The following is a 23,688-nucleotide window of genomic DNA, read 5'->3' as shown; positions in this document are numbered from 1 at the left end:
CTCAGACCGTAGACGGAGGCAGGGGCAACGGCAGTCCCGGCAGGCCGTCCAGACTCGTTCGGATGTGTTCCTTCCGCCGGAAGTACTCATCGAGGGAGGCGTCGTCCTCGCGCGCGAAGCGCTTGGCGTGCAGGTCGCGGTCCTCCTCATAGGCCATGAAGGGCACCGCGTAGCCACAGGTGTCCCGGATCAGCTCGGCCGTCACGACGATGACGGCGCGCAGACCGTGCGGGGCGGGGTCGATGTCCGGGAAATGCGTGAGCAGTTCCTTGAAGCGGGGGTCGTCGCGGAAGACCGGCTCGCCGCGGCCGTGCACGCGCACGATGTTCGGCGGCCCCTGGAACGCGCACCACATGAGGGTGATCCGGCCGTTCTCGCGCAGGTGCGCGATCGTCTCGGCGTTGCTCCCGGCGAAGTCCAGGTACGCCACCGTGCGTTCGTCGAGGACGGCGAACGAGCCCTTGAGGCCCTTGGGGGAGAGGTTGACCGTGCCGTCGCCCGACAGGGGAGCGGTCGCGGTGAAGAACAGGGGTTGTGCCTCGATGAACGTGCGCAGCCTGCCGTCCATGCGCTCATAGGTCTTTCCCATGTCCACCGAGTATCGGGGCGGATCCTTCGACTGTCTAAGGAATTGGCCGGAACGGCCGGGGATTTCCCTCGAACGACGGCTTCCGGTCGCTTGTGGCCGCCCCGGCCGGCGCGCGGGGCGGCCACAGCGCCTGTCACGTCACTTGGTGAGCGTGCAGGCGGCCAGGGAGTCCAGGCCCTGCGGCTTGGCGGACGTCCGGCCGATCGCGATGGCGATGCGGTCGATGGTGGACTTCCGCTTGTCCGCCAGCGGGCCGAGGATCGCGTTCTGGACGAAGTTCGGACCGCCCTGGCCCACCGAGGAGGCGAGCCGCTTGTCGGCCTCGTCGATCTGGGTGTTGAGCAGGGCCAGGTTGCGGTCCACCTCGGCCTGGGCCGAGGCCGGGATCGCGGGCAGCTTCGGCTTCACGTCGGGGCAGGAGACGGTGCCCGCGGCGGTGCTGCCACCGGCGGCGATGCCCTTTTTGCCGTTGTTTCCCTTGTTGCCCTTGTTCCCCATGTTCCCCTTGTTGGCGTTCCCGTTGCCGGCGTTCCCGCTGTTGTTGCCCCCGGCCTGCTGGGTGGCCGCCGCGCCGCCCGCGTTGAGGGCGCACGGCGCGAGCGCGTCCAGCCCCTGCGGCTTGGTGGCCGTGCGGCCGATCGCCGTCGCGATCCGGTTGATCGTCGCCACCCGCTTGTCCTTGAGCGGGCCGAGGATCGCGTTGTTGACGAAGTTGGGTCCGCCCTGGCCCACGGTGTCCACCAGACGCTTGTCGGCCTCGGCTATCTGGGTGTCGAGCAGCTGGAGGTTGCGGTCCACCTCGGCCTGGGCGGCAGCGGGGACCGCGGGGAGCTGCGACTTCACGTCCGGGCAGGTGATCGTGCCGGGCCCCGTCGACAGGGTCCGGGCGTCGTTGCTCTTGGACGTCTCCCCGGCGAGGGCGGAACCGGCGATGACCGCGCCGGAGAGCACCACTGCGGCGGCGCCGCCGATGATCGCGACGCGGCGCTTGTTGTACTTCGGAAGAGCCCTGGACATGAAGATGCCTCACTCGGGTCGGGGTGACTGCCCGTGACGAACACGGCAGTCACTGGGTGACTGCTGTGAAAACGCGGCGCCTGCGTTCGGCGAGAGATACGGGAAAGCGATTGCTTGCGTTCAACGGGTGGGCGAAAAGCGGCTCGCCGACCCCTCGGAGGCCGGCCGGAAGCCGGCCTGAGGGTGGTCGTGGGCCAGTCGTAAGCCGGCGGTCGGGGGATCGCCCGGGTGCCGGCTGGGAGATCGCCTGAGCATCGCATTGACGAATCATGCGGAACTCTGCATACTCATGCATGTCAGTGAGCGCAGTGTGAGGAGAACCCCGTGACCGAGCGCGTCGTACTCGCCTACTCGGGCGGTCTGGACACCTCCGTCGCCATCGGCTGGATCGCCGAGGAGACGGGCGCCGAGGTCGTCGCCGTCGCGGTGGACGTCGGCCAGGGCGGCGAGGACCTGGACGTCATCCGCAAGCGCGCGCTCGCCTGCGGTGCCGTGGAGGCCGAGGTCGCCGACGCCAGGGACGAGTTCGCCGAGGAGTACTGCCTCCCGGCGATCAAGGCCAACGCGCTCTACATGGACCGCTACCCGCTGGTCTCCGCCCTGTCCCGGCCGGCGATCGTCAAGCACCTCGTCGCCGCCGCCAAGAAGCACGGCGCCACCACGGTCGCCCACGGCTGCACCGGCAAGGGCAACGACCAGGTCCGCTTCGAGGCCGGCATCGTCGCCCTCGCCCCCGACCTGAAGTGCATCGCCCCGGTCCGCGACTACGCGATGACCCGCGACAAGGCCATCGCGTTCTGCGAGGCCAAGGGCCTGCCGATCGCGACCACCAAGAAGTCCCCGTACTCCATCGACCAGAACGTCTTCGGCCGCGCCGTCGAGACCGGCTTCCTCGAGGACATCTGGAACGCCCCGGTCGAGGACATCTACGAGTACACCCAGAACCCGGCCGCACCCCATGATCCCGACGAGGTGATCATCAGCTTCGAGGAGGGCGTCCCGGTCGCCGTCGACGGCAGGCCCGTCACCGTCCTGCAGGCGGTCCAGCAGCTCAACGAGCGCGCCGGCGCTCAGGGCATCGGCCGGATCGACATGGTCGAGGACCGCCTCGTCGGCATCAAGTCCCGTGAGGTGTACGAGGCTCCGGGCGCGATCGCCCTGATCACCGCCCACCAGGAGCTGGAGAACGTCACCGTCGAGCGCGAACTCGCCCGCTACAAGCGCCAGGTCGAGCAGCGCTGGGGCGAACTGGTCTACGACGGCCAGTGGTTCTCCCCGCTGAAGCGCGCCCTGGACGGCTTCATCGACGAGGCCAACCGGCACGTCTCCGGCGACATCCGCATGACCCTGCACGGCGGCCGCGCGGTCGTCACCGGCCGCCGCTCGGAGGCGTCGCTGTACGACTTCAACCTCGCGACGTACGACACCGGCGACACGTTCGACCAGTCCGCGGCCAGGGGCTTCATCGACATCTACAGCCTGTCGTCGAAGATCGCCGCACGGCGTGACATCGCGGGCGAAGCCTGAGGTGAATCCCGCCTGACCGGCCCACCAGCCTGACCACCGCCTCCCCGCGGCGCCGGGGAGGCGGTGGCACATCGAGACCCTCTCTAGGAGCGACCCAAGTGAGCAGCAACACCGGTGACGTACGGCTCTGGGGCGGCCGTTTCGCCGACGGTCCCGCCGAGGCCCTGGCGAAGCTGTCCGCGTCCGTCCACTTCGACTGGCGGCTCGCGCCGTACGACATCGCCGGATCCCGGGCCCACGCGCGCGTCCTGCACAAGGCGGGGCTCCTCACGGACGACGAGCTGACGCGGATGCTGGCGGGACTCGACCGGCTCGAGACGGACGTCGCCGACGGCTCCTTCACCGGCACGATCGCCGACGAGGACGTGCACACGGCCCTGGAGCGGGGCCTGCTGGAGCGCCTCGGCCCGGAGCTGGGCGGCAAGCTGCGCGCGGGCCGGTCGAGGAACGACCAGGTCGCCACCCTCTTCCGGATGTACCTGCGCGACCACGCCCGGATCGTCGGCGCTCTGATCGCCGACCTCCAGGGCGCCCTGATCGGCCTGGCGGAGGCCCACCCGGACGTGGCGATGCCCGGCCGCACCCACCTCCAGCACGCCCAGCCGGTGCTCTTCGCGCACCACGTCCTCGCCCACGTCCAGTCCCTGTCCCGGGACGCCGAACGGCTGCGCCAGTGGGACGAGCGGACGGCGGTGTCGCCGTACGGCTCCGGCGCCCTGGCCGGGTCCTCCCTCGGTCTGGACCCGCAGGCGGTCGCCGCGGACCTGGGCTTCGAGCGCGGCAGCGTGGGCAACTCCATCGACGGCACGGCCTCCCGGGACTTCGTCGCCGAGTTCGCCTTCATCGCCGCGATGATCGGCGTGAACCTCTCCCGGATCGCCGAGGAGGTCATCATCTGGAACACGAAGGAGTTCTCCTTCGTCACGCTCCACGACGCCTTCTCCACCGGCTCGTCGATCATGCCGCAGAAGAAGAACCCGGACATCGCCGAGCTGGCGCGCGGCAAGTCCGGCCGCCTGATCGGCAACCTGACGGGCCTGCTGGCGACCCTGAAGGCCCTCCCGCTCGCGTACAACCGCGACCTCCAGGAGGACAAGGAGCCGGTCTTCGACTCCATCGACCAGCTGGAGGTCCTGCTTCCGGCGTTCACCGGCATGATGGCCACCCTGACGGTGCACCGCGAGCGGATGGAGGAGCTGGCCCCGGCCGGCTTCTCGCTCGCCACCGACATCGCCGAGTGGCTGGTCAAGCAGGGCGTGCCGTTCCGGGTGGCGCACGAGGTGGCCGGCGAGTGCGTGAAGGCCGCCGAGGCCGAGGGCAAGGAGCTGGACGAACTGACGGACGAGCAGTTCGCGAAGATCAGCTCCCACCTCACCCCCGAGGTGCGCTCCGTACTCGACGTCCCCGGCGCCCTCGCCTCCCGCCACGGCCGCGGCGGCACGGCACCCGAGGCGGTCGCCGTGCAGCTCGCCGAGGTGAAGGCGGACCTCGCCGCGCAGCGGGAGTGGGCCACGGCCGGGCGAGCGTAGCAGGACCTCCCCCGGAAGGGCTCGGACCGCGTGTCCGAGCCCTTCGTGCTGTCCGGGCCCGGGTAACAGATGAGTTTCAGCCACTGTCCCGATTCTTGACGCTCGACTACTCGGAGGTAACCATTCCGCTTGTGGCCGACTGGTCGGCATTGCCGAACGACGGTCGGCCCGTACCGAGCACGAAAGGGACATCATGCGCGGACGACGTGGTCGAAGTGGACTGAGTGGAAGAGGAATGGCCCGGCTCCTCGCGGTCGCCGCGACCGCGGCGCTGTGCACCGTCGGTCTCACCGCCCGGGCGGGCGCGGACACCGTCGACATCGCGCCACCGGGCGCCAACGACTGGTCCTGCAAGCCGGACTCGGCCCACCCGCAGCCGGTGGTCCTGGTGAACGGCACCTTCAAGACGTCGTACGAGAACTGGCTGACCCTCTCGCCCGCGCTGGCGAACGCCGGTTACTGCGTCTTCTCCTTCGACTACGGCGACCTGGAGACCGCCCCGATCCCGGACTCGGCGGCCGAGCTGCGGGACTTCGTGAACGCGGTGCTCGGCGCGACCGGCGCCAGGAAGGTCGACATCGTCGGCCACAGCCAGGGCGGCATGATGCCCCGCTACTACGTCAAGTTCCTCGGCGGCGCGACCAAGGTCGACGACCTCGTCGGCATCGTCCCCTCCAACCACGGGACCACCAACCCCCTCGCCCTCGCCGCCGGCGCCACCGTGTGCCCCTCCTGCGTCGACCAGACCGCCGGCTCGGCCTTCCTGGCGCAGCTCAACTCCGACCCCGAGACCCCGGTCGGCCCGGACTACACGGTGATCACCACTCGTGACGACGAGGTCGTGGTCCCGTACACCAGTGCCTTCCTCGACGGCCCGGCCTCGTACGTGACCAACGTGCTGCTCCAGGACCGCTGTCCGCTCGACACCACCGAGCACGACCAGGCCCCCAAGTCGCCGCTTGTCGAGCAGTGGGTGTTCAACGCCCTGGACCGGCAGGGTCCGGCCGACCCGGCCTTCGAACCGCGCTGCGTCAGCACCGGGTGAATCGACGGGCCCCGGCGGTCGGCGCGGGGTGAACCGGACGCCCCGGTAGATTGGGGCGGGTTCCCGGCCCGCCGAGAGTGCAAGGAGCCCGCATGCCCTTCGGTCGTCTGGCCGCCGCCACCGCGGCCACCGTGCACATCGGACTCGGACTGGCCGCCGTCGGCCGCCCGGGCTACATCAACCTCGGCCGCGACCGGGACCTTCCTGCCGACCGCACCGTCGACGCCCTGCGCGAGCGCACCCATGAACTCCTGGACGCCGCCTACGCCCAGGGCGTCCGCTATTTCGACGTGGCCCGTTCCTACGGCCGTTCGGAGGAGTTCCTCGCCGAGTGGCTGACCGCCCGCCCCGGCATCGACGACGTGGTCGTCGGCAGCAAGTGGGGCTACACCTACACCGCGCAGTGGACCACCGACGCCGAGCAGCACGAGGTCAAGGACCACGGTGTCGCGACCTACGAGCGGCAGCGTGCCGAGACCACCGCGCTGCTCGGCGACCGGCTCGATCTCTACCAGATCCACTCCGTCACACCGGACAGCCCGGCCCTGACCGACAAGGAACTCCACACCCGGCTGGCCGAGGCGGCCGCCCGGGGCCTCACCGTCGGGTTCTCCACCAGCGGCCCGGCGCAGGCCGAAGCGATCCGCGCCGCGCTCGCCGTGACGGTCGACGGGGAGCCCCTCTTCCGTACCGTCCAGTCCACCTACAACCTGCTCGAGACCTCCGCCGGGCCCGCCCTCGCGGAGGCCCACGACGCGGGGCTCACCGTGATCGTCAAGGAGGGCATGGCCAACGGGCGACTGGCGGATCCGCACGCGCCGGACGCCCTCAAGGCCGTGGCCGCCCGGGCGTCCCTCGGCTGCGACGCGGTCGCCCTCGCCGTGATCCTGCGCCGTCCCTGGGTGGGCGTCGTCCTCTCCGGCGCGGCCACCACCGGCCAGCTCGCCTCGAACCTGCGCGCCGCCGCCGTCGACCTCGACGATGACCAGCTGGCCCGTCTCGAGGTGCTCGCGGAGGACCCGGGTACGTACTGGGAGCGGCGCGGGCAGTTGCCCTGGCACTGAGTTCACGCCGGGACCCGGCGACCAAGTGAGACGACCACGCCTGTCATGAGACAACCATGTCTCACTTGCTCTATGCTTGTCTCATGGCTGTCGATCGTGACCACGTGCTGCGCAGCGCAGCCGCCCTGCTGACCCGCAAATCCACCGCGACCATGGACGAGGTCGCCAAGGCGGCCGGGATCAGCCGGGCCACGCTGCACCGCCACTTCGCCGGGCGCGACGCGCTCGTGCGGGCCCTGGAGGCGCTCGGCATCGAGGCGTGCGAGGCGGCGCTGGACGCCGCCCGGCTGGACGAGGGCCCGGCGACCGACGCCGTACGCAGGCTGGTACGCGAGATCCAGCCCGCGGCCGGACTGCTCGCCTTCCTCTACGGCGAGAACCAGCTCTGGGAGGGCGAGGGGCAGAACGAGGGCTGGACGCGGATCGACACCCGGATCACCGCGGTGTTCCGGCGCGGCCGGGACGGCGGCGAGTTCCGCATCGACCTTCCCCCGGCCTGGCTGACCGAGGCGCTGTACGGACTGATCGCCTCGTGCGCCTGGGCGGTACTGGACGGCCGTGTGGCCGCCCGGGACTTCCCCACCATGATCGCCGAGCTGTTGCTCGGCGGCGCCCTACGGAGAGAGGAACCATGACCGGCATCCTGCAGCCGACCGAGGCGCCGCAGGCGGAGAAGCGCCCGGGCCGGTGGCTCGCGCTCTGCGTCCTCGTGCTCGCCGTGCTGCTGGTGGCCGTGGACGCGACCGTCCTCGGTCTCGCGACCCCCTTCATCAGCGAGGACCTCAGGCCCTCGGGCACCCAGCTGCTGTGGATCGGCGACGTCTACTCCTTCGTCATCGCCGGTCTGCTCGTCTCCATGGGCAGCCTCGGTGACCGCGTCGGCCGCAAGCGCATCCTCCTCGGCGGCGCCACGGCCTTCGGCGCGACATCCGTCCTGAACGCCTACGCCCAGTCGCCGGAGACGATGATCCTGGCCCGGGCGCTCCTCGGTGTCGCGGGCGCGACCCTGATGCCCGCCACGCTGGCCCTGATCCGCAACATCTTCCACGACCCGCGCGAGCGCAGCCTCGCCGTCGGCATCTGGGGCGCCACCGCCTCGGCGGGGACGGCGGTCGGCCCGATCGTCGGCGGCCTGCTGCTCGAGCACTTCTGGTGGGGCTCGGTCTTCCTCATCAACCTGCCGGTGATGGTGGTCCTGGTCCTGGTCGGCATCAGGACCCTGCCCGAGTCCCGCGACCCGCACCCGGGGCCGTGGGATCTGCCGGGCGTCATCCTGTCGCTCGTCGGGATGATCGGCGTGGTGTACGCCGTCAAGGAGACGGCCGCCCACGGATTCACCTGGCCGGCCACGACCGCCGGGCTCCTCGGTGCCGCCGCGCTCGCCGGCTTCGTACGCCGTCAACTGACGCTGCCGGTCCCCCTGCTGGACATGCGGCTGTTCCGGAGCCGGGGGTTCAGCGGGGCGGTGCTCGCGGACCTGCTGACCGTGCTCGGCATGTCCGGACTGGTCTTCTTCCTCTCCCAGTACCTGCAACTGGTCCAGGGCAGGCACCCGTTCGAGGCCGGTCTGGCCGAACTGCCCGCCGCGGTCGGCGCGGTGGCGGCGGGCCTGGCCGCGGGCACGGCGGCCCGGCGCTTCTCGGTACGGGCGGTGGTCTCCGGCGGGCTCGCCGCGGTGGGCCTGGCGCTGGCCGCCCTCACCCTGCTCGACCGGACCACGGGCTACTCGCTGATCGGGACCGCGCTGCTGGTCGTGGGCGTCGGCGCCGGCCTGTCGTTCACCGTCACCTCGGACGTGATCCTCTCCGGCGTGCCCAAGGACCAGGCGGGTGCCGCCTCCGCGGTCTCGGAGACGGCGTACGAACTCGGCGCGGCCCTCGGCATCGCCCTGCTCGGCTCGATCGTCACGGGCACCTACCGGACCTTCCCGGCCCCGCCGGGCACCCCCGCCACAGCACGCGCCTCACTGGGCGGTGCGGTGGAGACGGCGGCGCAGCTGCCGCCGGCCACCGCCGAGACACTGCTCACGTCGGCCCGCGAGGCGTTCGTGGAGGGATTCCGACTGGCGACGGGGGCGGGCGCGGCGGTTCTGCTGGCGACGGCGGTGGCGGCGTGGTTCCTGCTGCGCGGTCAGAAGCTGGACGGAGGGCGCACCTCCCGTTAGGGGGGCGCCCCCCGTCAGGGGCGTCTGTGGCTACGCGGCCTTCGCCTTCGTGGCGTACATGTCCACGTACTCCTGCCCCGAGAGCCGCATGACCTCCGTCATCACGGAATCGGTGACGGCCCGCAGGACGTACCGGTCCCGGTCCATCCCGTCGTACCGGGAGAACTCCATCGGCTGACCGAACCGCACGGTGACCCGCCCCGGACGGGGCATCCCCCGCCCGCCGGGCTGCAACTTGTCCGTGCCGATCATCGCGAACGGCACCACCGGCGCCCCGGTCATCAGCGTCAGCCGCGCGATACCGGTGCGCCCCCGGTACAGCCGCCCGTCGGGCGAGCGCGTGCCCTCCGGGTAGATACCGAACACCTTGCCCTCCTCCAGCACCCGGCGCCCGGTCATCAGCGCGGCCACACCGCCGCTCGCGCCGTCCCGGTCGACCGGGATCATGCCGACGCCCGTGAAGAACCAGGCCATCAGCCGGCCCTTGACGCCCTTGCCGGTGACGTACTCGTCCTTGCCGATGAAGAACACCTGCCGCTTGGTCACGATGGGCAGCACGATGGAGTCGATGAACGTCAGGTGGTTGCCGGCCATGATGACCGGGCCGTCGGCCGGGATGTGCTCCACGCCCTCCACCCGTGGGCGGAACATCAGGCGCATGATCGGTCCGAGCACTGCCTTGATGAGCACGAAGCGGGACAACGGGCCCTCCGGTGTCAAGGGATGCGGTATGAGTCTGTGCAGGTGAGGACGATACTCGTGACGCCCGGCCTGTCGCACACCGGGTCACCGAGTGGATACGCGTCATTGACGAGTGTTTACCTGCGACGACGGTTCTGTAGCACCTTCGTCATCCGCCGGACGGGTGTGGCGAACGCCGCACCGGCGGGTGACGGTCCGTCAGTCAGAGTATCCGCCGACGCCGTCACCATGCACCCACGGGGGACGGTCCGCGTCCGCCACGCGTTCCCGCACACGTCTCCCGGCCGTCACGTCCGCACCTGCGATCGAGCCGCTTCCGGTAGGCGCGGCGGAAGGAACACATGGCGCGGGCCTGATCCCGCACCCGTACACGGTGCGTGACGAGAACACCTTCCTGCCCGCGGACTTGCCAGAAGGGCGCGGACCCGACGGCCCACGGCGACGTCTTCGGCGCGTTCCGGACCTACTTCGCGACCGGCGTCGACGGCGTCTTCACCGACAACGCCGACACCGGCGTGCTCGCCCGCGAGGACTTCCTGCGCGGCTGAGCGGTCGACACGCGCCACGAGTACCCCGTCGGGGTGACTCCCGTCCGCCCCGGCAACCCGTCGCCGGGGCGGAGGCGTCCCGTCGTGCATGAGGCACGAGATGGTCAGCACCCTGCGTCCGCTGCTCGCCGCCGAGGCCTCGGCGGAGGCGCACGCGGCCGGGATGGAGCCGGGCGATCTGGAACAGGCGGTGTGGCTACGGCTCCTGGAGCGGCTCGAGGCCGGCCGGCCCCTCGTCGACCCGCAGGAATGGCTGCGCCGCGCGGTCCGACTGGAGGCACGCCGTGGCCGACGCGCCGCCCGCCTCGAACTGCCGTACTGCGGTGACCCGGCCGACGACACCCGTCGCGACCCGGAGCAGCAGGCGCTCTTCGCCGCCCGGCGCCGGGCACTGCACGCCGCCGTGCGCCGCCTCCCCGGCCGCTGTCCGCGCCTCGTGGCGGCCTTGCTGTCCCCGCAGGACCTGACGTACCGGGAAATCGCCGGGGAGTTGGGAATCTCACAGGGTAGTCTCGGCCCGGAACGCTCCAAATGCCTGGGATGTCTGCGTCGATTGCTTGCGGCGGAGGTTGCGGCCCTCGAACCGCGGGGATAGGAGTGGGGGACGATCGGTGATCAGGTGAGCGGGAGGCATGCGCACATGGGCATGAGCGTGACCATCTCTGTGGCGTCCGAGCAGGACGCCGAGCAGATCTTCAAGCTGCAGTACCTGTGCTTCCAGAGCGAGGCCGCGCTGTACGGCAACTACCGCATCGCCCCGCTCGTCCAGACCCTGGACTCGGTTCGCGAGGAAGTCGCCTCGGACTGCGTCTTCGTGGCCCGGCTGGGCGAGGAGGTGGTCGGCTCGGTGCGCGGCCGCGTGACGGAGGACGGGGCCGCCTCGATCGGCAGGCTCTGCGTCCACCCGCGGCTGCAGGGCCACGGCATCGGCGCCCGGCTGCTGCGCGCGGCGGAGGCGGCACTGGTGGAGCAGCACGGCGCGAAGAAGTTCCGTCTGAGCGCCGGCCACCGCAGCGAGGGCAACCTGCGCCTGTACCGCCGGGTCGGCTACGAGACGGTGGGCACGGCCGAGGGGGTGGACGGCGTACCGATGATCGTCCTGGAGAAGCCGGCGGGCACGTACGCGACGACGGCGTAAGCGGAAGAGCGCCCCGAACGGGGCGCGTCCCGCCGGACTCAGGCCGTCTCCGCCTGACGCACGGCCCCCTTCCGCAACCAGTACATGGCCGACAGCGGCAGCAGCACCGGAATGAAGACGTACCCCATGCCGTAGTCCGACCAGACCGTCGCGTCCGGGAAGGCGGACGGCTCGACGACGGTCCACGTCCCCACCGTGAGCACGCCCACCAGCTCGGCCGCGCAGCACACCAACGCCGCCCGGCGGGCCGTCTCGCCGCCCCGCACCAGCGAGTACGTGATGAATCCGTAGACGACGCCGGCGACCGCGGACAGCGAGTAGGCGAGCGGTGCCCTGTCGAACTGCGTCGAGATCTGTACGGCCGACCGCGACACGGCCCCGACCACCATCACCCCGTACAGCCACACCAGCAGCATGCCGGGCCCGCCGATGAGCCGCGTCTTCGCCGGCTTCTCCCGCGTGGCCGTCATCTCAGCCTCCCCAGATGTCATAGAGCCGCACCTCCAGCACGGCGAGGACCACACCGCCGGCCGCGACCGTCACCGAACCCCACCGTGTGCGCTCGGCCAGCGACATGAAGCCCGCCGCCGGGATGCACGCGAAGGCGCCGAGCAGATACGCCACGAAGATCGTCGTGCCCTGTGCCGGCTTCTCGCCCCGCGCCAGCTGGACGATGCCGACGCCCAGCTGGGCCAGGGCCAGCAGCGTCACCACGGCCATGCCGATGAAGTGCCAGTCCTTCGTGGGCTGATCACGGTGGGCGGCCCAGCCGCACCAGGCGGCGAGCAGCAGCGCGGCGACACCGGTCGCCAGCGTCAGGGCGTCAAGCATGCAGCGACCCTATTACGGGCCAAAAGGACCGATGTCCCCGCCCCCAGGGGGGCGACTGCGGCGCCGCCCCGCCCGCCGTGGCGTTGACCACACTCCGAGCGATCTGTCCGCAGTCCGGACAGCTGTGTCAGGTGCCGACCCGGTGTCTGGTTTACTTGCAACCATGACCACGACGAGCTGCCGCACTGTTGCGACCGAGGCGACCATGACGCCCGGTGCTCGTTGTATGTGTCGAATGTGCGCCTGCTAGAGGGCCCCCGCACCGCCCGGAGTCCCGCGCCCCGAAGCGAGACCGCCGTGGAGTGTCCGTACGCACGCGTCGTACGCGACTGACCCCCGCGCACACGTTCTCCCCGGTTCCATCGCCCTTGCGAGAACCGTGCCGCGTTGCCATGCACGCACCCGTGCCCGGCGCACACCCACGCCCTGCACTCGACAGTGACGGAAACCCAGTGATCACCACATCGGGCCTGACGAAAATCTACCGGGCCGACCGTTCGCGCGGCCGCGAGGTCACCGCCCTCGACGGCGTCGACCTGCACGTACGCGAAGGCGAGGTGTACGGCGTCATCGGCCAGTCGGGCGCCGGCAAGTCCTCGCTCATCCGCTGCGTGAACCTCCTCGAGCGCCCCACCTCCGGCACGGTCACCGTGGCCGGTCAGGACCTCACCGCGCTCGCCGGCCGCGGGCCACGCGCCGGCAAGGAGCTCCGCACGGCACGCAGCCGGATCGGCATGGTCTTCCAGCACTTCAACCTGCTGTCCTCGCGCAGCGTCCAGGACAACGTCGAGCTGCCCCTGGAGATCCTCGGCAAGTCCGGGAAGGAACGTTCCCGCAAGGCCCTGGAACTCCTGGACCTCGTGGGCCTCGCCGACAAGGCCAAGGCCTACCCGGCCCAGCTCTCCGGCGGCCAGAAGCAACGCGTCGGCATCGCCCGCGCCCTCGCCGGCGACCCCGACGTGCTGCTCTCGGACGAGGCGACCAGTGCCCTCGACCCGGAGACCACCCGCTCCATCCTCCAGCTGCTGCGCGACCTCAACCGGCAGCTCGGCCTGACCGTCCTGCTCATCACCCACGAGATGGACGTCGTCAAGAGCGTCTGCGACTCGGCCGCCCTCATGGAGAAGGGCCGCATCGTCGAGTCCGGCACGGTCGGCGAGCTGCTCGCCACCCCCGGCTCCCCACTCGCCTCCGCCCTCTTCCCGGTCGGTGGTGAGGCCTCCGGCGACGACCGGACCGTCGTCGACGTCACCTTCCGGGGCGAGGCCGCCACGCAGCCCGTCGTCTCGCAGCTGTCCCGCACCTACAACATCGACATCTCGATCCTGGGCGCCGCCATCGACACCGTCGGCGGCCTGCAGATCGGCCGGATGCGCATCGAACTGCCCGGCTGCTACGAGGACAACGTCGTGCCGATCGGCTTCCTGCGCGAGCAGGGCCTGCAGATCGACGTGGTGGGCCAGGCGGCCCCGCTGGTGAAGGAAGGCGCCAAGTGACCTGGACCGATTTCTCGGCGATGCAGCCTCTGCTGTCCCAGGCCTCCCGGGACACCCTCTACATGGTCGGCTGGTCCACCCTCATCGCCGTCGTCGGCGGCCTGCCGCTCGGCGTGCTGCTGGTGCTGACCGACCGCGGCGGACTGCTCCAGAACATCGTGGCCAACAAGCTCCTCGGACAGGCCGTGAACATCACCCGCTCGATGCCGTTCATCATCCTGATGGTGGCGCTGATGGGCTTCACGCGCTGGGTCACGGGCACGACGATCGGCCGCGAGGCCGCCATCGTTCCGCTCGCCGTCGGCGCCATCCCCTTCTTCGCGCGCCTCGTCGAGACGGCCGTCCGCGAAGTGGACGGCGGACTCGTCGAGGCCGTGCAGGCGATGGGCGGCAGCACCTGGAGCGTCGTGCGCAAGGTCCTCGTACCCGAGGCGCTGCCCTCCCTGATCTCCTCCGCGACCACCACCGTCGTCGCCCTCATCGGCTACTCCGCGATGGCCGGCACGGTCGGCGCCGGCGGCCTCGGCGACATCGCCATCCGCTACGGCTACCAGCGCTTCGAGACCCGGCTGATGTGGATCACCGTGGCGGTCCTCGCCGTCGTCATCTCGCTCATCCAGTTCGCCGGCGACTTCGCGGCCCGCGCCCTGCACCGCCGCGGCGGCCGCTCCGGACCGGCACCCGAGCTGCGGCTGCTGAAGACGGAGGAGCCCGCGACGGCCGATGTGCGCAAGGCCGCCTGAGCCACGCCGCGCCCGCACCCCCTGAACTCCCCGTGAACCATGACGGGGTCGCACCACCCATAAGGAAAGGCACTTTTCGTGCGTAACACCGCCAAGATCATCACCGCCGTCCTCGCCGCGGCAGCCCTCACCTTCGGGCTCAGCGCCTGCGGCTCCGGCCGGCGCAGCTCCGCCTCCTCCGGTTCCGACGGCCCGCTCGTCGTCGCCGCGAGCCCCACCCCGCACGCCGAGATCCTGAACTTCGTCAAGGACAACCTGGCGAAGAAGGCGGGCCTCGACCTCGAGGTGAAGGAGTTCACCGACTACGTCACGCCGAACACGGCGACCGAGGACGGGTCGGTCGGTGCCAACTACTTCCAGAACCAGCCGTACCTCGACGACTTCAACAAGAAGAACGGCACCCACATCGTGCCCGTCGTCACGGTGCACCTGGAGCCCCTCGGCCTGTACTCGCACAAGATCAAGAAGGCGGACGAGCTGAAGAGCGGTGCGACCGTCGCCATCCCGAACGACACGGTCAACGAGGCGCGCGCGCTCGAACTGCTCGCCGCGAACGGTCTCGTCACGCTCAGGAGCGGCGTGGGCAACGAGGCGACCCCCCAGGACATCGCCCAGAACCCGAAGAACCTCAGGTTCAAGGAGCTGGAGGCGGCCCAGACCCCGCGCTCCCTGGACGATGTGGACGCCGCGGTGATCAACGGCAACTACGCCATCTCCTCCGGCCTGAAGCCCGCCAAGGACGCGCTCGTCCTGGAGTCCGCGAAGAACAACCCCTACGGCAACTTCCTCGCGGTCGAGAAGGGCCACGAGAACGACCCGCGGGTCAGGAAGCTGGCCAGGCTCCTCGTCTCGCCCGAGGTGAAGAAGTTCATCGAGGACAAGTACCAGGGGTCGGTCATCCCGTCCTTCTGATCCCGTCCGCCGTCCGCCGGCGGCGCCGCGCACACCGCGTATCGCCACGCACCGGGTCCGCTCCCTCACCGGGTGTGGACCCCGTGGTGCGTTTCGCCGCCCCGATGCTGCATGCTGGGCAGTTCAGCAGGCCCTGACGGTTTTTTCGAAGGTTACGGAGCGGCGCAATGACGAGCACCTTCCCCAACGTCTCCATCAGCACGGAGCGGTTGGTCCTGCGCCCTCTCGACGAGGACGACGTCCCCGCGCTGGCCGAGATGATGAACGACGAGCTGGTCGGCGCCTGGACCGACGTGCCCCAGCCGTTCACCGAGGAGGGCGCCCGCGCCTGGATCACCGAGCACGCGCCCGCCGAGCGCGCCGCGGGCCGCGGCCTCGACCTCGCCGTCACCGAGTTCCTCACCCAGCGTCTGGTGGGCGTCGTCCAGCTCACGAAGACCAACTGGCAGGTGCGGTCCACGGAACTGTCGTACATCATCGCCCCCTGGGCACGCGGTGAGGGCTACGCCTGCGAGGCCGCGCTCGCGACCGCCCAATGGCTCTTCTCGGACCAGAAGTTCGAGCGGATCGAACTGCGCACCGCGGCCGACAACACCGCCTCCCAGCAGGTCGCCCAGAAGATCGGCTGCATCAGCGAGGGCGTCCTGCGCAACGCCTGCATAGCGCACGTCCGTGCGGCGGACGGCACCTGGACGGACGTACGGACCGACTTCATCGTGTGGAGCCTGCTGCCGGAGGACCTCGACGGGGTCAGCGACGAGCTGGCCGACACAGGGGGTTTCACGTCGTTCCCGAACTGGAACTGACGGCGAGGAACCGCTCCCACGGGCCCGTCCCGGGGCGAGTACGCGCAGCCGAACGGGATACCCTCACGGAGCCCGCCGTACGGGCTGCCCCCTGACGACCTGCACGAAACCTGGAGACTGACGACGATGGCCGACCGGGTCACGGTGATCGGCTGGGACGGCTCGCCGCTGACCGCAGCGGCGCGCTCCGCCCTCGGGGCCGCCACGCTCGTCGCCGGCGCGGCCCACCACCTCGCCCTTCCCGAAGTGCCGCCGGCCGCCGAGCGCATCCGCCTCGGCAGTGTCGCCCTCGCCGCCCGCCGCATCGCCGCCCACCGCGGCACCGCCGTCGTCCTCGCCGACGGCGACCCGGGCTTCTTCGGTGTCGTACGCACGCTGCGCGCCCCCGAGTACGGCCTGGAGGTGGAAGTCGTCCCCGCCGTCTCCTCCGTGGCCGCCGCCTTCGCGCGCGCCGGGATGCCCTGGGACGACGCACAGGTGGTCGTCGCACACCGCCGCACCCTGCGCCGTGCGGTCAACGTATGCCGCGCCCACACCAAAGTCGCGGTCCTTACCTCACCCGGAGCCGGACCCGCCGAGCTCGGACTGCTCCTCGACGGCGTCCACCGCACCTTCGTCATCTGTGAGGAGCTCGGCACCCAACGCGAACAGGTCACCGTCGTCACCTCCGACAAGGCCGCCGACCACACCTGGCGCGACCCCAACGTCGTCATCGTCATCGGCGGACCCGTCACCGCGGCCGACGGCGGCTGGATCGCCGGCCGCGACCCGGGCACCGGACCACGCGGCTGGGCCCTGCCGGCCGAGGCGTACGGCGGGGGACTCGGCGAAGGGGAGACGGATCTGCTGCGCGCCGCCCAACTCGCCCGCCTGGGGCCCCGGGTGGGCGACCTGGTGTGGGACATCGGCAGCGGCAGCGGAGCGTTCACCGTGGAGGCCGCCCGCTGCGGGGCCGCCGTCATCGCCGTCGACCAGGACCTCGACGCATGCGGCCGTACCACGGCCGCCGCACGCCACTTCGGCGTCCAGCTCCAGGTCGTGCACGGCGCCGCCCCGCACATCCTGGAGAACCTGCCGGAACCGGACGTCGTCCGCGTCGGCGGCGGGGGAGCGGCGGTCGTCTCCGCCGTCGCCGACCGCCGCCCGCAGCGCATCGTCACCCATGCCGCGACCCGTGACGCGGCCGAACTCGTCGGCAGGGACCTCACCGAACACGGCTACGACGTCGAGTGCGCCCTGCTGCAGTCCGTCGAACTCGACACGCGGGCCTGGACGGAGAAGGAGCGGAGTGTCGCGTTCCTGCTCAGCGGCCGATTGGCCGAACGCTCCCCGTGATCCGGTTGTCGTACCGGCGCGGTAGGCTGGCCGACCGTCGTACCGTACTCGGGTGATCCGGCATTCGTCAGCCAATGTCCGGAAAGCACACCTCTTTTGGGGTGGAGACGGTACGGCCGGACCGGAGGGCGCGCAACGTGGCGCAGTCCACAGCGGGCCGTCGCGGATCACCCTGTCGCGACGGCGGCATGACCGGGACAATGCCGTTCAATGGCTTTGTCGTCATTGTGGGCGGGTCGTTCGTGCCGCTGGGCAAGCACGCTCGTTCTTCACTGCGGGCGGTCGGCGCACCGTTCCGGGCCAGCTGGTCGTAGAAGCACTAACCGATGGGCGAGGGGTACGCATGACCGACACCGGCCAGGTCCCGGGCGAGGGGCTGCCGGAGAACGCAGGCATGGTGGAGCAGCCGGGCGTCCTCGCGCCGGGCGCGTACACCTACCTCGACCCTTCCGGCAGCGCTCCCGAGGACGACGACCTGCTCCTGATGCCGGGCCAGCAGGGCGCGTGGGGCACCGAGATGCCCCAGCAGGCCCCGGCTCCGGCGCCGTACCCCCACGAGCCGGGTCCCCAAGAGCCCGGCCTTCACGAGCCCGGTCCCCACGAGGCGGCCGGCCGGGACAGCGGCTCCATCGACCTGGGCGCGGTCCGTACGCCACCTCCGGCGCCCGCGCCGCAGCCGGCGGCCCCGCGCCGCCCGCTGCACCTCGGCCCCCCCATCCCGGACACCTCCGCGAGCCCCGTGCGTACGCTCTCCGACCGCGGTCCGGCGGACGCCCCGATGCGCCCCTCGGGGCCGCCCACGACCGGGCCCGAGTACCTCGACGTGCCGCAGCCGGGGGAGAACTCCCCGCAGGGAGCGGTGCCGTGGGGGCCTCCACCGCAGCAGCACACCGTGCCGCCGACGGGCGCCGAGGGGACGGCCGCGGAAACGGCCGTCGCGGCACCGGCGCCCGAGCCGGTGCCGACGGTTGAGCCGACCGCCGTGCCGGTCGCTCCGGGAGCCGCGCCCGCGACCGCCGAGGCGACGCCGACGGCTCCTCAGGGCCCTGACCCGCTGCTCGACTCGGTGCAGCAGCACGTGCCGCAGCCGACGCCACACGCGCCGCAGGCGGGGCACGGCCTGCCGGTCCCGGAGGGCGCGGGCGGCCGTCCCGAGGAAGCCCGGGCCGCCGACGGCCCGGGCCACCTCCTGCCGGACGGGGCGCCGCACGACCGCTCGCAGGGCGACGGGTCGCAGAACCGCGGCTCGCAGAGCGACGCCGCGCAGCATCCCGGAGCCGTACCCGCGCAGCACGCCGTATCCGCGCAGGACGCGCAGGACCGGGCACCCGCCGCCGTCGCCCCGCAGGTCCCGGACGCCCCGCCCGTGGCGGACGACGCCCCGGACCTCGGGGCCGTACCGCCCGCGGACGACGTGCCGCACATCGGCGCGGCCGCACCGGTGGCCGAGGCGGCCCAGCGGGCCCCGGAGGCCCACACTGCGGCGCCCGCCACCCACCCGGCGGCTCTCGGCCAGGACCACGGACCCGTCGCCGACACCTCTGCCGGGCACGTCCACGATCCGGGCCAGGCCCCGGCCGAGCAGGTCCAGGACCCCAGCCGGTCCCCGGCCGTGGCACCGGCTGCGGACCAGCAGGCGCTCCCGGCGGACGGCGAGGCCCACATTCCCGACATGCCGGCGCAGTTCGCCGAGCCCGCGCCGCAGCACGCCCCCGAGGCCGCGCAGCCGGTCGCCGAGCCCGCGCAGGCCGTGCCGGCGGGCGGCCACACCCCGGCGCACGAGGGGCAGCAGGCGGACGGCGAGCCGGCCGCCGTACCCGGTGCGCCCGCCGATGCCCCCGGTGTGCGCGGCGACGCGCCCATGGAGCCCCAGGCGGACCAGTCGTTCGGCCGGTTCGTGCCCGTCGAGGGCACCGTGCCGACCACCCCGCACCTTGCTCCCACCCCACCGCACGCCCTGACCGTGCCGCCCCTGCCCGCGCCGGAGCAGCCGCCCGCCGAGGAATCCGCTCCGGCCGTCGCCCCGCAGGAGGAACCGGCGGCGCAGGAGCCCGTCGCCATGGTCCCCGGCCCCCGCGAGGCCGAGGCACCCGCCCCGGAGCCGCACGCCGAGGAGCCCGTAGTCGCACAGCAGGCGGACGACCTCGACACCCGGGCCGCCGACCAGGAGGAGAGCACGGCCGCCGTGGAAGAAGCACGACAGTCCACCGGCCCGGCGGCGCCCGGATACGACGACGCCGAGCGTCAGGCCGTGCTGCGCGTGATGCGCGAGCGCCGCGACATCCGCAACGGCTTCCGCAGCGACCCGATCCCGCACGAGGTGCTGCTGCGCGTCCTGGAGGCCGCCCACACGGCGCCCTCCGTGGGCCACTCCCAGCCCTGGGACTTCGTCGTCATCCGCTCCGCCGAGACGCGCCGCACGATGCACGAACTGGCCATGCGCCAGCGCGAGGCGTACGCGAAGTCGCTGCCCAAGGGCCGGGCGAAGCAGTTCAAGGAACTGAAGATCGAGGCCATCCTCGACACGCCGGTGAACATCGTGGTCACCGCCGACCCGACCCGCGGCGGCCGCCACACCCTCGGCCGGTACACCCAGCCGCAGATGGCGCCGTACTCCTCCGCGCTCGCCGTCGAGAACCTGTGGCTCGCGGCCCGCGCCGAGGGCCTCGGCGTCGGCTGGGTCAGCTTCTTCGACGAGCGCGAGATGGTCCGCGCCCTCGGCCTGCCCGAGCACCTGGAGGTCGTGGCGTACCTGTGCGTCGGGTACGTCGACGAGTTCCCGGAGGAGCCCGAACTGATGCAGGCGGGCTGGTCCAAGCGCCGCCCGCTGTCCTGGGTCGTGCACGAGGAGACGTACGGCCGTCGCGCGCTGCCCGGCGAGGAGCCGCACGACCTGCTCGCCGAGACCGTCGCCGGTATCCGCCCGCTGGACGCCAAGGCGCTCGGCGAGGCGTGGGAGCGACAGAAGCGGATGACCAAGCCCGCCGGTGCCCTCGGCATGCTGGAGATCATCTCCGCGCAGCTGTCCGGACTGTCCCGGCAGTGCCCGCCGCCGATCCCCGAGCCCGCGGCCGTCGCGATCTTCGCGGGCGACCACGGTGTGCACGCCCAGGGCGTCACCCCCTGGCCCCAGGAGGTGACCGGCCAGATGGTCGCCAACTTCCTCGGCGGCGGAGCGGTCTGCAACGCGTTCGCGGGCCAGGTCGGCGCGGAGGTCTGCGTCGTCGACGTGGGAGTGGCTTCCGACCTGCCCGCCACTCCCGGCCTGCTGCCGCGCAAGGTCCGCGCCGGCACGGCGGACATGACGACCGGTCCCGCGCTCAGCCGCGAGGAGGTCAAGCAGGCGATCGAGGTCGGCATCGAGACGGCCCGCGACCTGGTGGCGGCCGGGAACAAGGCGCTGCTCACCGGCGAGATGGGCATCGCGAACACGACGGCCTCGGCCGCCCTGATCGCGGTCTTCACGGACACCGACCCGTCCGAGGTGACGGGCCGCGGCACCGGCATCAACGACGAGACGCTGGCCCGCAAGACGGAGGTCGTGCGCCGCGCCATCGAACTCCACAAGCCGGACCCGGCCGACCCGATCGGCGTCCTCGCGGCGTTCGGCGGTCTGGAGCACGCGGCGATGGTGGGTCTGCTGCTGGGCGGCGCGTCCCTGCGTACCCCGGTCATCCTGGACGGGGTCAGCGCGGGCGCCGCCGCCCTGGTGGCGCGCGCGATCGCCCCCGAGGTCCTCGCGGCCTGCATCGCCGGCCACCGCAGCGCCGAGCCCGGCCATGTGGCCGCCCTCAACAAACTGGGCCTGCGCCCCCTGGTCGACCTCGACCTCCGCCTGGGCGAGGGCACGGGAGCCCTGCTGGCCCTGCCGCTGGTCCAGAGCGCGGCGAGGGCGATGCACGAGGTGGCGACGTTCGACTCGGCGGGGGTCACCGAGAAGTAGGAGCATCCCCGCCGGCGTACAGGGGCGGCCCAGCCTTCGAACGGATGAGCCGCCCCTGCCGTCCGCACCTTAGAATCCGCACGTCAGGCCCCTCCGACGCCGCAGAGGCCGCCGTCCCCACCGCCGCACGAGGAGCCGCACCTCCATGGCCGAACACCCCCCGTATCCCGTAGGGCTCCGCCTGACCGGACGGCGCGTCGTCGTCCTCGGCGGCGGCCAGGTCGCCCAGCGCCGCCTCCCGGCGCTCATCGCGGCGGGCGCGGACATCGTCCTCGTCTCTCCGGAGGCGACCCCCTCGGTGGAAGCCATGGCGGACGCGGGCGAGATCAGCTGGAAGAAGCGCCCCTACCAGGACGGCGACCTCGCGGACGCCTGGTACGCCCTGATCGCCACCAGCGACCGCGAAGCCAACTCCCGGGCCTCGGCGGAGGCCGAGACGCACCGGGTGTGGTGCGTCCGCTCCGACGACGCCGACGCGGCCACCGCATGGACACCCGCCACCGGCCACAGCGAGGGCGTCACGGTCGCCGTGCTCACCACCGAGGCCAGGGGCCGCGACCCCCGGCACACCGCCGCCATCCGTGACGCCGTGGTGGAGGGCCTGCGCGACGGCACCCTGGTCGCCCCGCACCACCGCACCCGCACGCCCGGCGTCGCACTGGTGGGCGGCGGCCCCGGCGACCCGGACCTGATCACGGTCCGCGGTCGGCGCCTCCTCGCCGAGGCGGACGTGGTCATCGCCGACCGTCTCGGCCCCCGCGACCTGCTCGCCGAACTCCCGCCGCACGTCGAGGTGATCGACGCGGCGAAGATCCCGTACGGCCGTTTCATGGCCCAGGAGGCCATCAACAACGCGCTGATCGAGCACGCCAAGCAGGGCAAGTCGGTGGTGCGTCTGAAGGGCGGCGACCCGTATGTCTTCGGCCGCGGCATGGAGGAGGTGCAGGCGCTCGCCGAGGCGGGCATCGCGTGCACGGTCGTCCCGGGCATCTCCAGCTCGATCTCCGTGCCGGGCGCCGCCGGTATCCCCGTCACCCACCGCGGTGTCGCACACGAGTTCACGGTGGTCAGCGGGCATGTCGCGCCTGACGACGAGCGCTCGCTGGTCGACTGGCCGTCCCTGGCGAATCTCACCGGCACGCTCGTGATCCTGATGGGCGTCGACAAGATCGGGAAGATCGCCGAGACGCTCGTCGCCCACGGCAAGGCTCCCGGCACCCCCGTCGCCCTGGTCCAGGAGGGCACGACGGCGGCCCAGCGCCGCGTCGACGCGACGCTGGCGACGGTCGCGGAAACCGTACGGGAGAAGGACGTGAGGCCCCCTGCGGTCATCGTCATCGGCGAGGTCGTGACGGTGGGGCCGCGACCGGTCGAGTAACCCGGGGTAACACGTCCCGTTCCAGCCGTTGGCACCGCTCCTTGGACAAGGCAGTATCACCCTGTGGCCGATCTCATCACCGTTGAGGACCCCGACGACCCGCGCCTGCGCGACTACACGGGCCTGACCGACGTGGAGCTGCGCCGCAAGCGTGAACCCGCCGAGGGCCTGTTCATCGCCGAGGGCGAGAAGGTCATCAGACGGGCCAAGGCGGCCGGTTACGAGATGCGTTCCATGCTGCTGTCCGCCAAGTGGGTCGACGTCATGCGGGACGTCATCGACGAGCTTCCGGCCCCGGTGTACGCGGTCACCCCGGAACTGGCCGAACAGGTCACCGGCTACCACGTGCATCGCGGCGCGCTCGCCTCCATGCAGCGCAAGCCTCTGCCGGCGGCGGAGGAACTCCTCGCGTCCGCCCGCCGGGTCGTGATCATGGAATCCGTGAACGACCACACCAACATCGGCGCGATCTTCCGCTCCGCCGCCGCCCTCGGCATGGACGCGGTCCTGCTGTCGCCCGACTGCGCCGACCCGCTGTACCGGCGCAGCGTGAAGGTGTCCATGGGTGCGGTGTTCTCGGTGCCGTACGCGCGCCTCGACACCTGGCCGAGGAGCCTCGAGCCGGTCCGCGAGGCCGGGTTCACGCTCCTCGCGCTCACCCCCGACGAGAAGGCCGAGACCCTCGACGAGACGGCTCCGCACACGATGGACCGGGTCGCGCTGATGCTCGGCGCGGAGGGCGACGGCCTGTCCACCCAGGCGCTGGTCGCCGCGGACGAATGGGTCCGCATCCCCATGGCCCACGGCGTCGACTCCCTCAACGTGGGCGCGGCGGCCGCGGTCGCCTTCTATGCGGTCGCGACGGGCCGCCCGCACTCCTAGGCCCCGTCAGGGCTCGGCCGGACCTCCGCCGGGGTCCCG

21 protein-coding genes and 1 pseudogene are annotated in these 23,688 nt (G+C 71.9%); 17 read left to right on the top strand and 5 right to left on the bottom strand.

Features of this window, described 5'->3' with window-relative positions; all coding sequences use genetic code 11:
* Position 1: 1 nt before the first annotated feature.
* Both AC5WS8_RS11870 and AC5WS8_RS11865 read right to left on the bottom strand, forming a co-directional pair.
* Complete coding sequence (locus tag AC5WS8_RS11870; protein WP_496103291.1) at positions 2 to 589, bottom strand: pyridoxamine 5'-phosphate oxidase family protein; 588 nt, start codon at positions 587 to 589, stop codon at positions 2 to 4.
* A gap of 138 nt (positions 590 to 727) precedes the next feature.
* Entirely contained in the window at positions 728 to 1,606 is an 879-nt protein-coding gene (locus AC5WS8_RS11865; RefSeq protein ID WP_496103290.1) for a hypothetical protein, read from the bottom strand.
* 324 nt (positions 1,607 to 1,930) lie between these two features.
* Between AC5WS8_RS11865 and AC5WS8_RS11860 the strand changes: the two genes are divergently transcribed.
* The 6 genes from AC5WS8_RS11860 to AC5WS8_RS11835 all read left to right on the top strand — a co-directional run bounded on the left by AC5WS8_RS11860 (position 1,931) and on the right by AC5WS8_RS11835 (position 8,935).
* Positions 1,931 to 3,133, top strand: a complete 1,203-nt coding sequence (locus AC5WS8_RS11860) for an argininosuccinate synthase (protein ID WP_496103289.1) — start codon at positions 1,931 to 1,933, stop codon at positions 3,131 to 3,133.
* A 98-nt stretch (positions 3,134 to 3,231) separates the two neighbouring features.
* Complete coding sequence (argH, locus tag AC5WS8_RS11855; protein ID WP_496103288.1) at positions 3,232 to 4,662, top strand: argininosuccinate lyase; 1,431 nt, start codon at positions 3,232 to 3,234, stop codon at positions 4,660 to 4,662.
* Positions 4,663 to 4,897: 235 nt separating this feature from the next.
* Positions 4,898 to 5,707 carry an alpha/beta fold hydrolase gene (locus AC5WS8_RS11850; RefSeq protein ID WP_496103287.1) on the top strand — a complete coding sequence of 270 codons (810 nt, stop codon included), beginning with the start codon at positions 4,898 to 4,900 and terminating at the stop codon, positions 5,705 to 5,707.
* Between the two features lie 92 nt (positions 5,708 to 5,799).
* Positions 5,800 to 6,771 carry an aldo/keto reductase gene (locus AC5WS8_RS11845; RefSeq protein ID WP_496103286.1) on the top strand — a complete coding sequence of 324 codons (972 nt, stop codon included), beginning with the start codon at positions 5,800 to 5,802 and terminating at the stop codon, positions 6,769 to 6,771.
* 83 nt (positions 6,772 to 6,854) lie between these two features.
* Entirely contained in the window at positions 6,855 to 7,406 is a 552-nt protein-coding gene (locus AC5WS8_RS11840) for a TetR/AcrR family transcriptional regulator (protein WP_496103285.1), read from the top strand.
* On the top strand, positions 7,403 to 8,935 hold the full coding sequence (locus AC5WS8_RS11835; RefSeq protein WP_496103284.1) for an MFS transporter: 1,533 nt from the start codon (positions 7,403 to 7,405) through the stop codon (positions 8,933 to 8,935). Before AC5WS8_RS11840 ends, AC5WS8_RS11835 begins: the two co-directional genes overlap by 4 nt.
* Before the next feature lie 30 nt (positions 8,936 to 8,965).
* Here AC5WS8_RS11835 and AC5WS8_RS11830 read toward each other — a convergent pair whose 3' ends face one another.
* Entirely contained in the window at positions 8,966 to 9,655 is a 690-nt protein-coding gene (locus AC5WS8_RS11830; protein WP_496103283.1) for a lysophospholipid acyltransferase family protein, read from the bottom strand.
* Between the two features lie 322 nt (positions 9,656 to 9,977).
* Between AC5WS8_RS11830 and AC5WS8_RS11825 the strand changes: the two are divergent.
* The 3 genes and pseudogenes from AC5WS8_RS11825 to AC5WS8_RS11815 form a co-directional block, all read left to right on the top strand.
* Positions 9,978 to 10,185 (top strand): annotated as a pseudogene (locus AC5WS8_RS11825) (glycerophosphodiester phosphodiesterase); the annotation flags it as partial.
* Between the two features lie 88 nt (positions 10,186 to 10,273).
* Positions 10,274 to 10,780, top strand: a complete 507-nt coding sequence (locus tag AC5WS8_RS11820) for an RNA polymerase sigma factor (RefSeq protein WP_496103282.1) — start codon at positions 10,274 to 10,276, stop codon at positions 10,778 to 10,780.
* A 45-nt stretch (positions 10,781 to 10,825) separates the two neighbouring features.
* Positions 10,826 to 11,323 (top strand): GNAT family N-acetyltransferase, encoded by a 498-nt coding sequence (locus tag AC5WS8_RS11815; protein WP_496103281.1) that lies wholly within the window; start codon positions 10,826 to 10,828, stop codon positions 11,321 to 11,323.
* A gap of 38 nt (positions 11,324 to 11,361) precedes the next feature.
* Here the strand turns inward: AC5WS8_RS11815 and AC5WS8_RS11810 are convergent, their stop codons facing one another.
* Both AC5WS8_RS11810 and AC5WS8_RS11805 read right to left on the bottom strand, forming a co-directional pair.
* Entirely contained in the window at positions 11,362 to 11,793 is a 432-nt protein-coding gene (locus tag AC5WS8_RS11810; RefSeq protein ID WP_496103280.1) for a hypothetical protein, read from the bottom strand.
* A gap of 1 nt (position 11,794) precedes the next feature.
* Entirely contained in the window at positions 11,795 to 12,154 is a 360-nt protein-coding gene (locus AC5WS8_RS11805; protein ID WP_496103279.1) for a hypothetical protein, read from the bottom strand.
* A 452-nt stretch (positions 12,155 to 12,606) separates the two neighbouring features.
* Between AC5WS8_RS11805 and AC5WS8_RS11800 the strand changes: the two genes are divergently transcribed.
* The 8 genes from AC5WS8_RS11800 (at position 12,607) to AC5WS8_RS11765 (ending at position 23,649) form a co-directional block, all read left to right on the top strand.
* On the top strand, positions 12,607 to 13,650 hold the full coding sequence (locus AC5WS8_RS11800) for a methionine ABC transporter ATP-binding protein (RefSeq protein ID WP_496103278.1): 1,044 nt from the start codon (positions 12,607 to 12,609) through the stop codon (positions 13,648 to 13,650).
* The gene (locus AC5WS8_RS11795; protein ID WP_496103277.1) at positions 13,647 to 14,393 is read left to right on the top strand and encodes a methionine ABC transporter permease; all 747 of its coding nucleotides are present in this window, start codon (positions 13,647 to 13,649) and stop codon (positions 14,391 to 14,393) included. Before AC5WS8_RS11800 ends, AC5WS8_RS11795 begins: the two co-directional genes overlap by 4 nt.
* Before the next feature lie 78 nt (positions 14,394 to 14,471).
* Positions 14,472 to 15,305 (top strand): MetQ/NlpA family ABC transporter substrate-binding protein, encoded by an 834-nt coding sequence (locus AC5WS8_RS11790; RefSeq protein WP_496103276.1) that lies wholly within the window; start codon positions 14,472 to 14,474, stop codon positions 15,303 to 15,305.
* A 167-nt stretch (positions 15,306 to 15,472) separates the two neighbouring features.
* Entirely contained in the window at positions 15,473 to 16,111 is a 639-nt protein-coding gene (locus AC5WS8_RS11785; RefSeq protein WP_496103275.1) for a GNAT family N-acetyltransferase, read from the top strand.
* Positions 16,112 to 16,237: 126 nt separating this feature from the next.
* Entirely contained in the window at positions 16,238 to 17,446 is a 1,209-nt protein-coding gene (gene cbiE / locus AC5WS8_RS11780; RefSeq protein ID WP_496103274.1) for a precorrin-6y C5,15-methyltransferase (decarboxylating) subunit CbiE, read from the top strand.
* Between the two features lie 343 nt (positions 17,447 to 17,789).
* Positions 17,790 to 21,389, top strand: a complete 3,600-nt coding sequence (gene cobT / locus AC5WS8_RS11775; RefSeq protein ID WP_496103273.1) for a nicotinate-nucleotide--dimethylbenzimidazole phosphoribosyltransferase — start codon at positions 17,790 to 17,792, stop codon at positions 21,387 to 21,389.
* Positions 21,390 to 21,534: 145 nt separating this feature from the next.
* Positions 21,535 to 22,767 (top strand): uroporphyrinogen-III C-methyltransferase, encoded by a 1,233-nt coding sequence (cobA, locus tag AC5WS8_RS11770; protein WP_496103272.1) that lies wholly within the window; start codon positions 21,535 to 21,537, stop codon positions 22,765 to 22,767.
* A 63-nt stretch (positions 22,768 to 22,830) separates the two neighbouring features.
* The gene (locus tag AC5WS8_RS11765; RefSeq protein ID WP_496103271.1) at positions 22,831 to 23,649 is read left to right on the top strand and encodes a TrmH family RNA methyltransferase; all 819 of its coding nucleotides are present in this window, start codon (positions 22,831 to 22,833) and stop codon (positions 23,647 to 23,649) included.
* Positions 23,650 to 23,688 lie beyond the last annotated feature (39 nt).

Source organism: Streptomyces sp. PTL18 (assembly GCF_059510295.1).
Note: the sequence above shows the minus strand (reverse complement) of the source record. Positions and strands in the feature narration are given on the sequence as shown.

What these genes read in the sequence shown, in the direction of transcription:
- AC5WS8_RS11870 (WP_496103291.1), bottom strand. Translation starts at nt 589, where the DNA reads ATGGGAAAGACCTATGAGCGCATGGACGGCAGGCTGCGCACGTTCATC.
- AC5WS8_RS11865 (WP_496103290.1), bottom strand. Translation starts at nt 1,606, where the DNA reads ATGTCCAGGGCTCTTCCGAAGTACAACAAGCGCCGCGTCGCGATCATC.
- AC5WS8_RS11850 (WP_496103287.1), top strand. Translation starts at nt 4,898, where the DNA reads ATGGCCCGGCTCCTCGCGGTCGCCGCGACCGCGGCGCTGTGCACCGTC.
- AC5WS8_RS11845 (WP_496103286.1), top strand. Translation starts at nt 5,800, where the DNA reads ATGCCCTTCGGTCGTCTGGCCGCCGCCACCGCGGCCACCGTGCACATC.
- AC5WS8_RS11840 (WP_496103285.1), top strand. Translation starts at nt 6,855, where the DNA reads ATGGCTGTCGATCGTGACCACGTGCTGCGCAGCGCAGCCGCCCTGCTG.
- AC5WS8_RS11835 (WP_496103284.1), top strand. Translation starts at nt 7,403, where the DNA reads ATGACCGGCATCCTGCAGCCGACCGAGGCGCCGCAGGCGGAGAAGCGC.
- AC5WS8_RS11820 (WP_496103282.1), top strand. Translation starts at nt 10,274, where the DNA reads ATGAGGCACGAGATGGTCAGCACCCTGCGTCCGCTGCTCGCCGCCGAG.
- AC5WS8_RS11815 (WP_496103281.1), top strand. Translation starts at nt 10,826, where the DNA reads ATGGGCATGAGCGTGACCATCTCTGTGGCGTCCGAGCAGGACGCCGAG.
- AC5WS8_RS11810 (WP_496103280.1), bottom strand. Translation starts at nt 11,793, where the DNA reads ATGACGGCCACGCGGGAGAAGCCGGCGAAGACGCGGCTCATCGGCGGG.
- AC5WS8_RS11805 (WP_496103279.1), bottom strand. Translation starts at nt 12,154, where the DNA reads ATGCTTGACGCCCTGACGCTGGCGACCGGTGTCGCCGCGCTGCTGCTC.
- AC5WS8_RS11785 (WP_496103275.1), top strand. Translation starts at nt 15,473, where the DNA reads ATGACGAGCACCTTCCCCAACGTCTCCATCAGCACGGAGCGGTTGGTC.
- cbiE (WP_496103274.1), top strand. Translation starts at nt 16,238, where the DNA reads ATGGCCGACCGGGTCACGGTGATCGGCTGGGACGGCTCGCCGCTGACC.
- cobT (WP_496103273.1), top strand. Translation starts at nt 17,790, where the DNA reads ATGACCGACACCGGCCAGGTCCCGGGCGAGGGGCTGCCGGAGAACGCA.
- cobA (WP_496103272.1), top strand. Translation starts at nt 21,535, where the DNA reads ATGGCCGAACACCCCCCGTATCCCGTAGGGCTCCGCCTGACCGGACGG.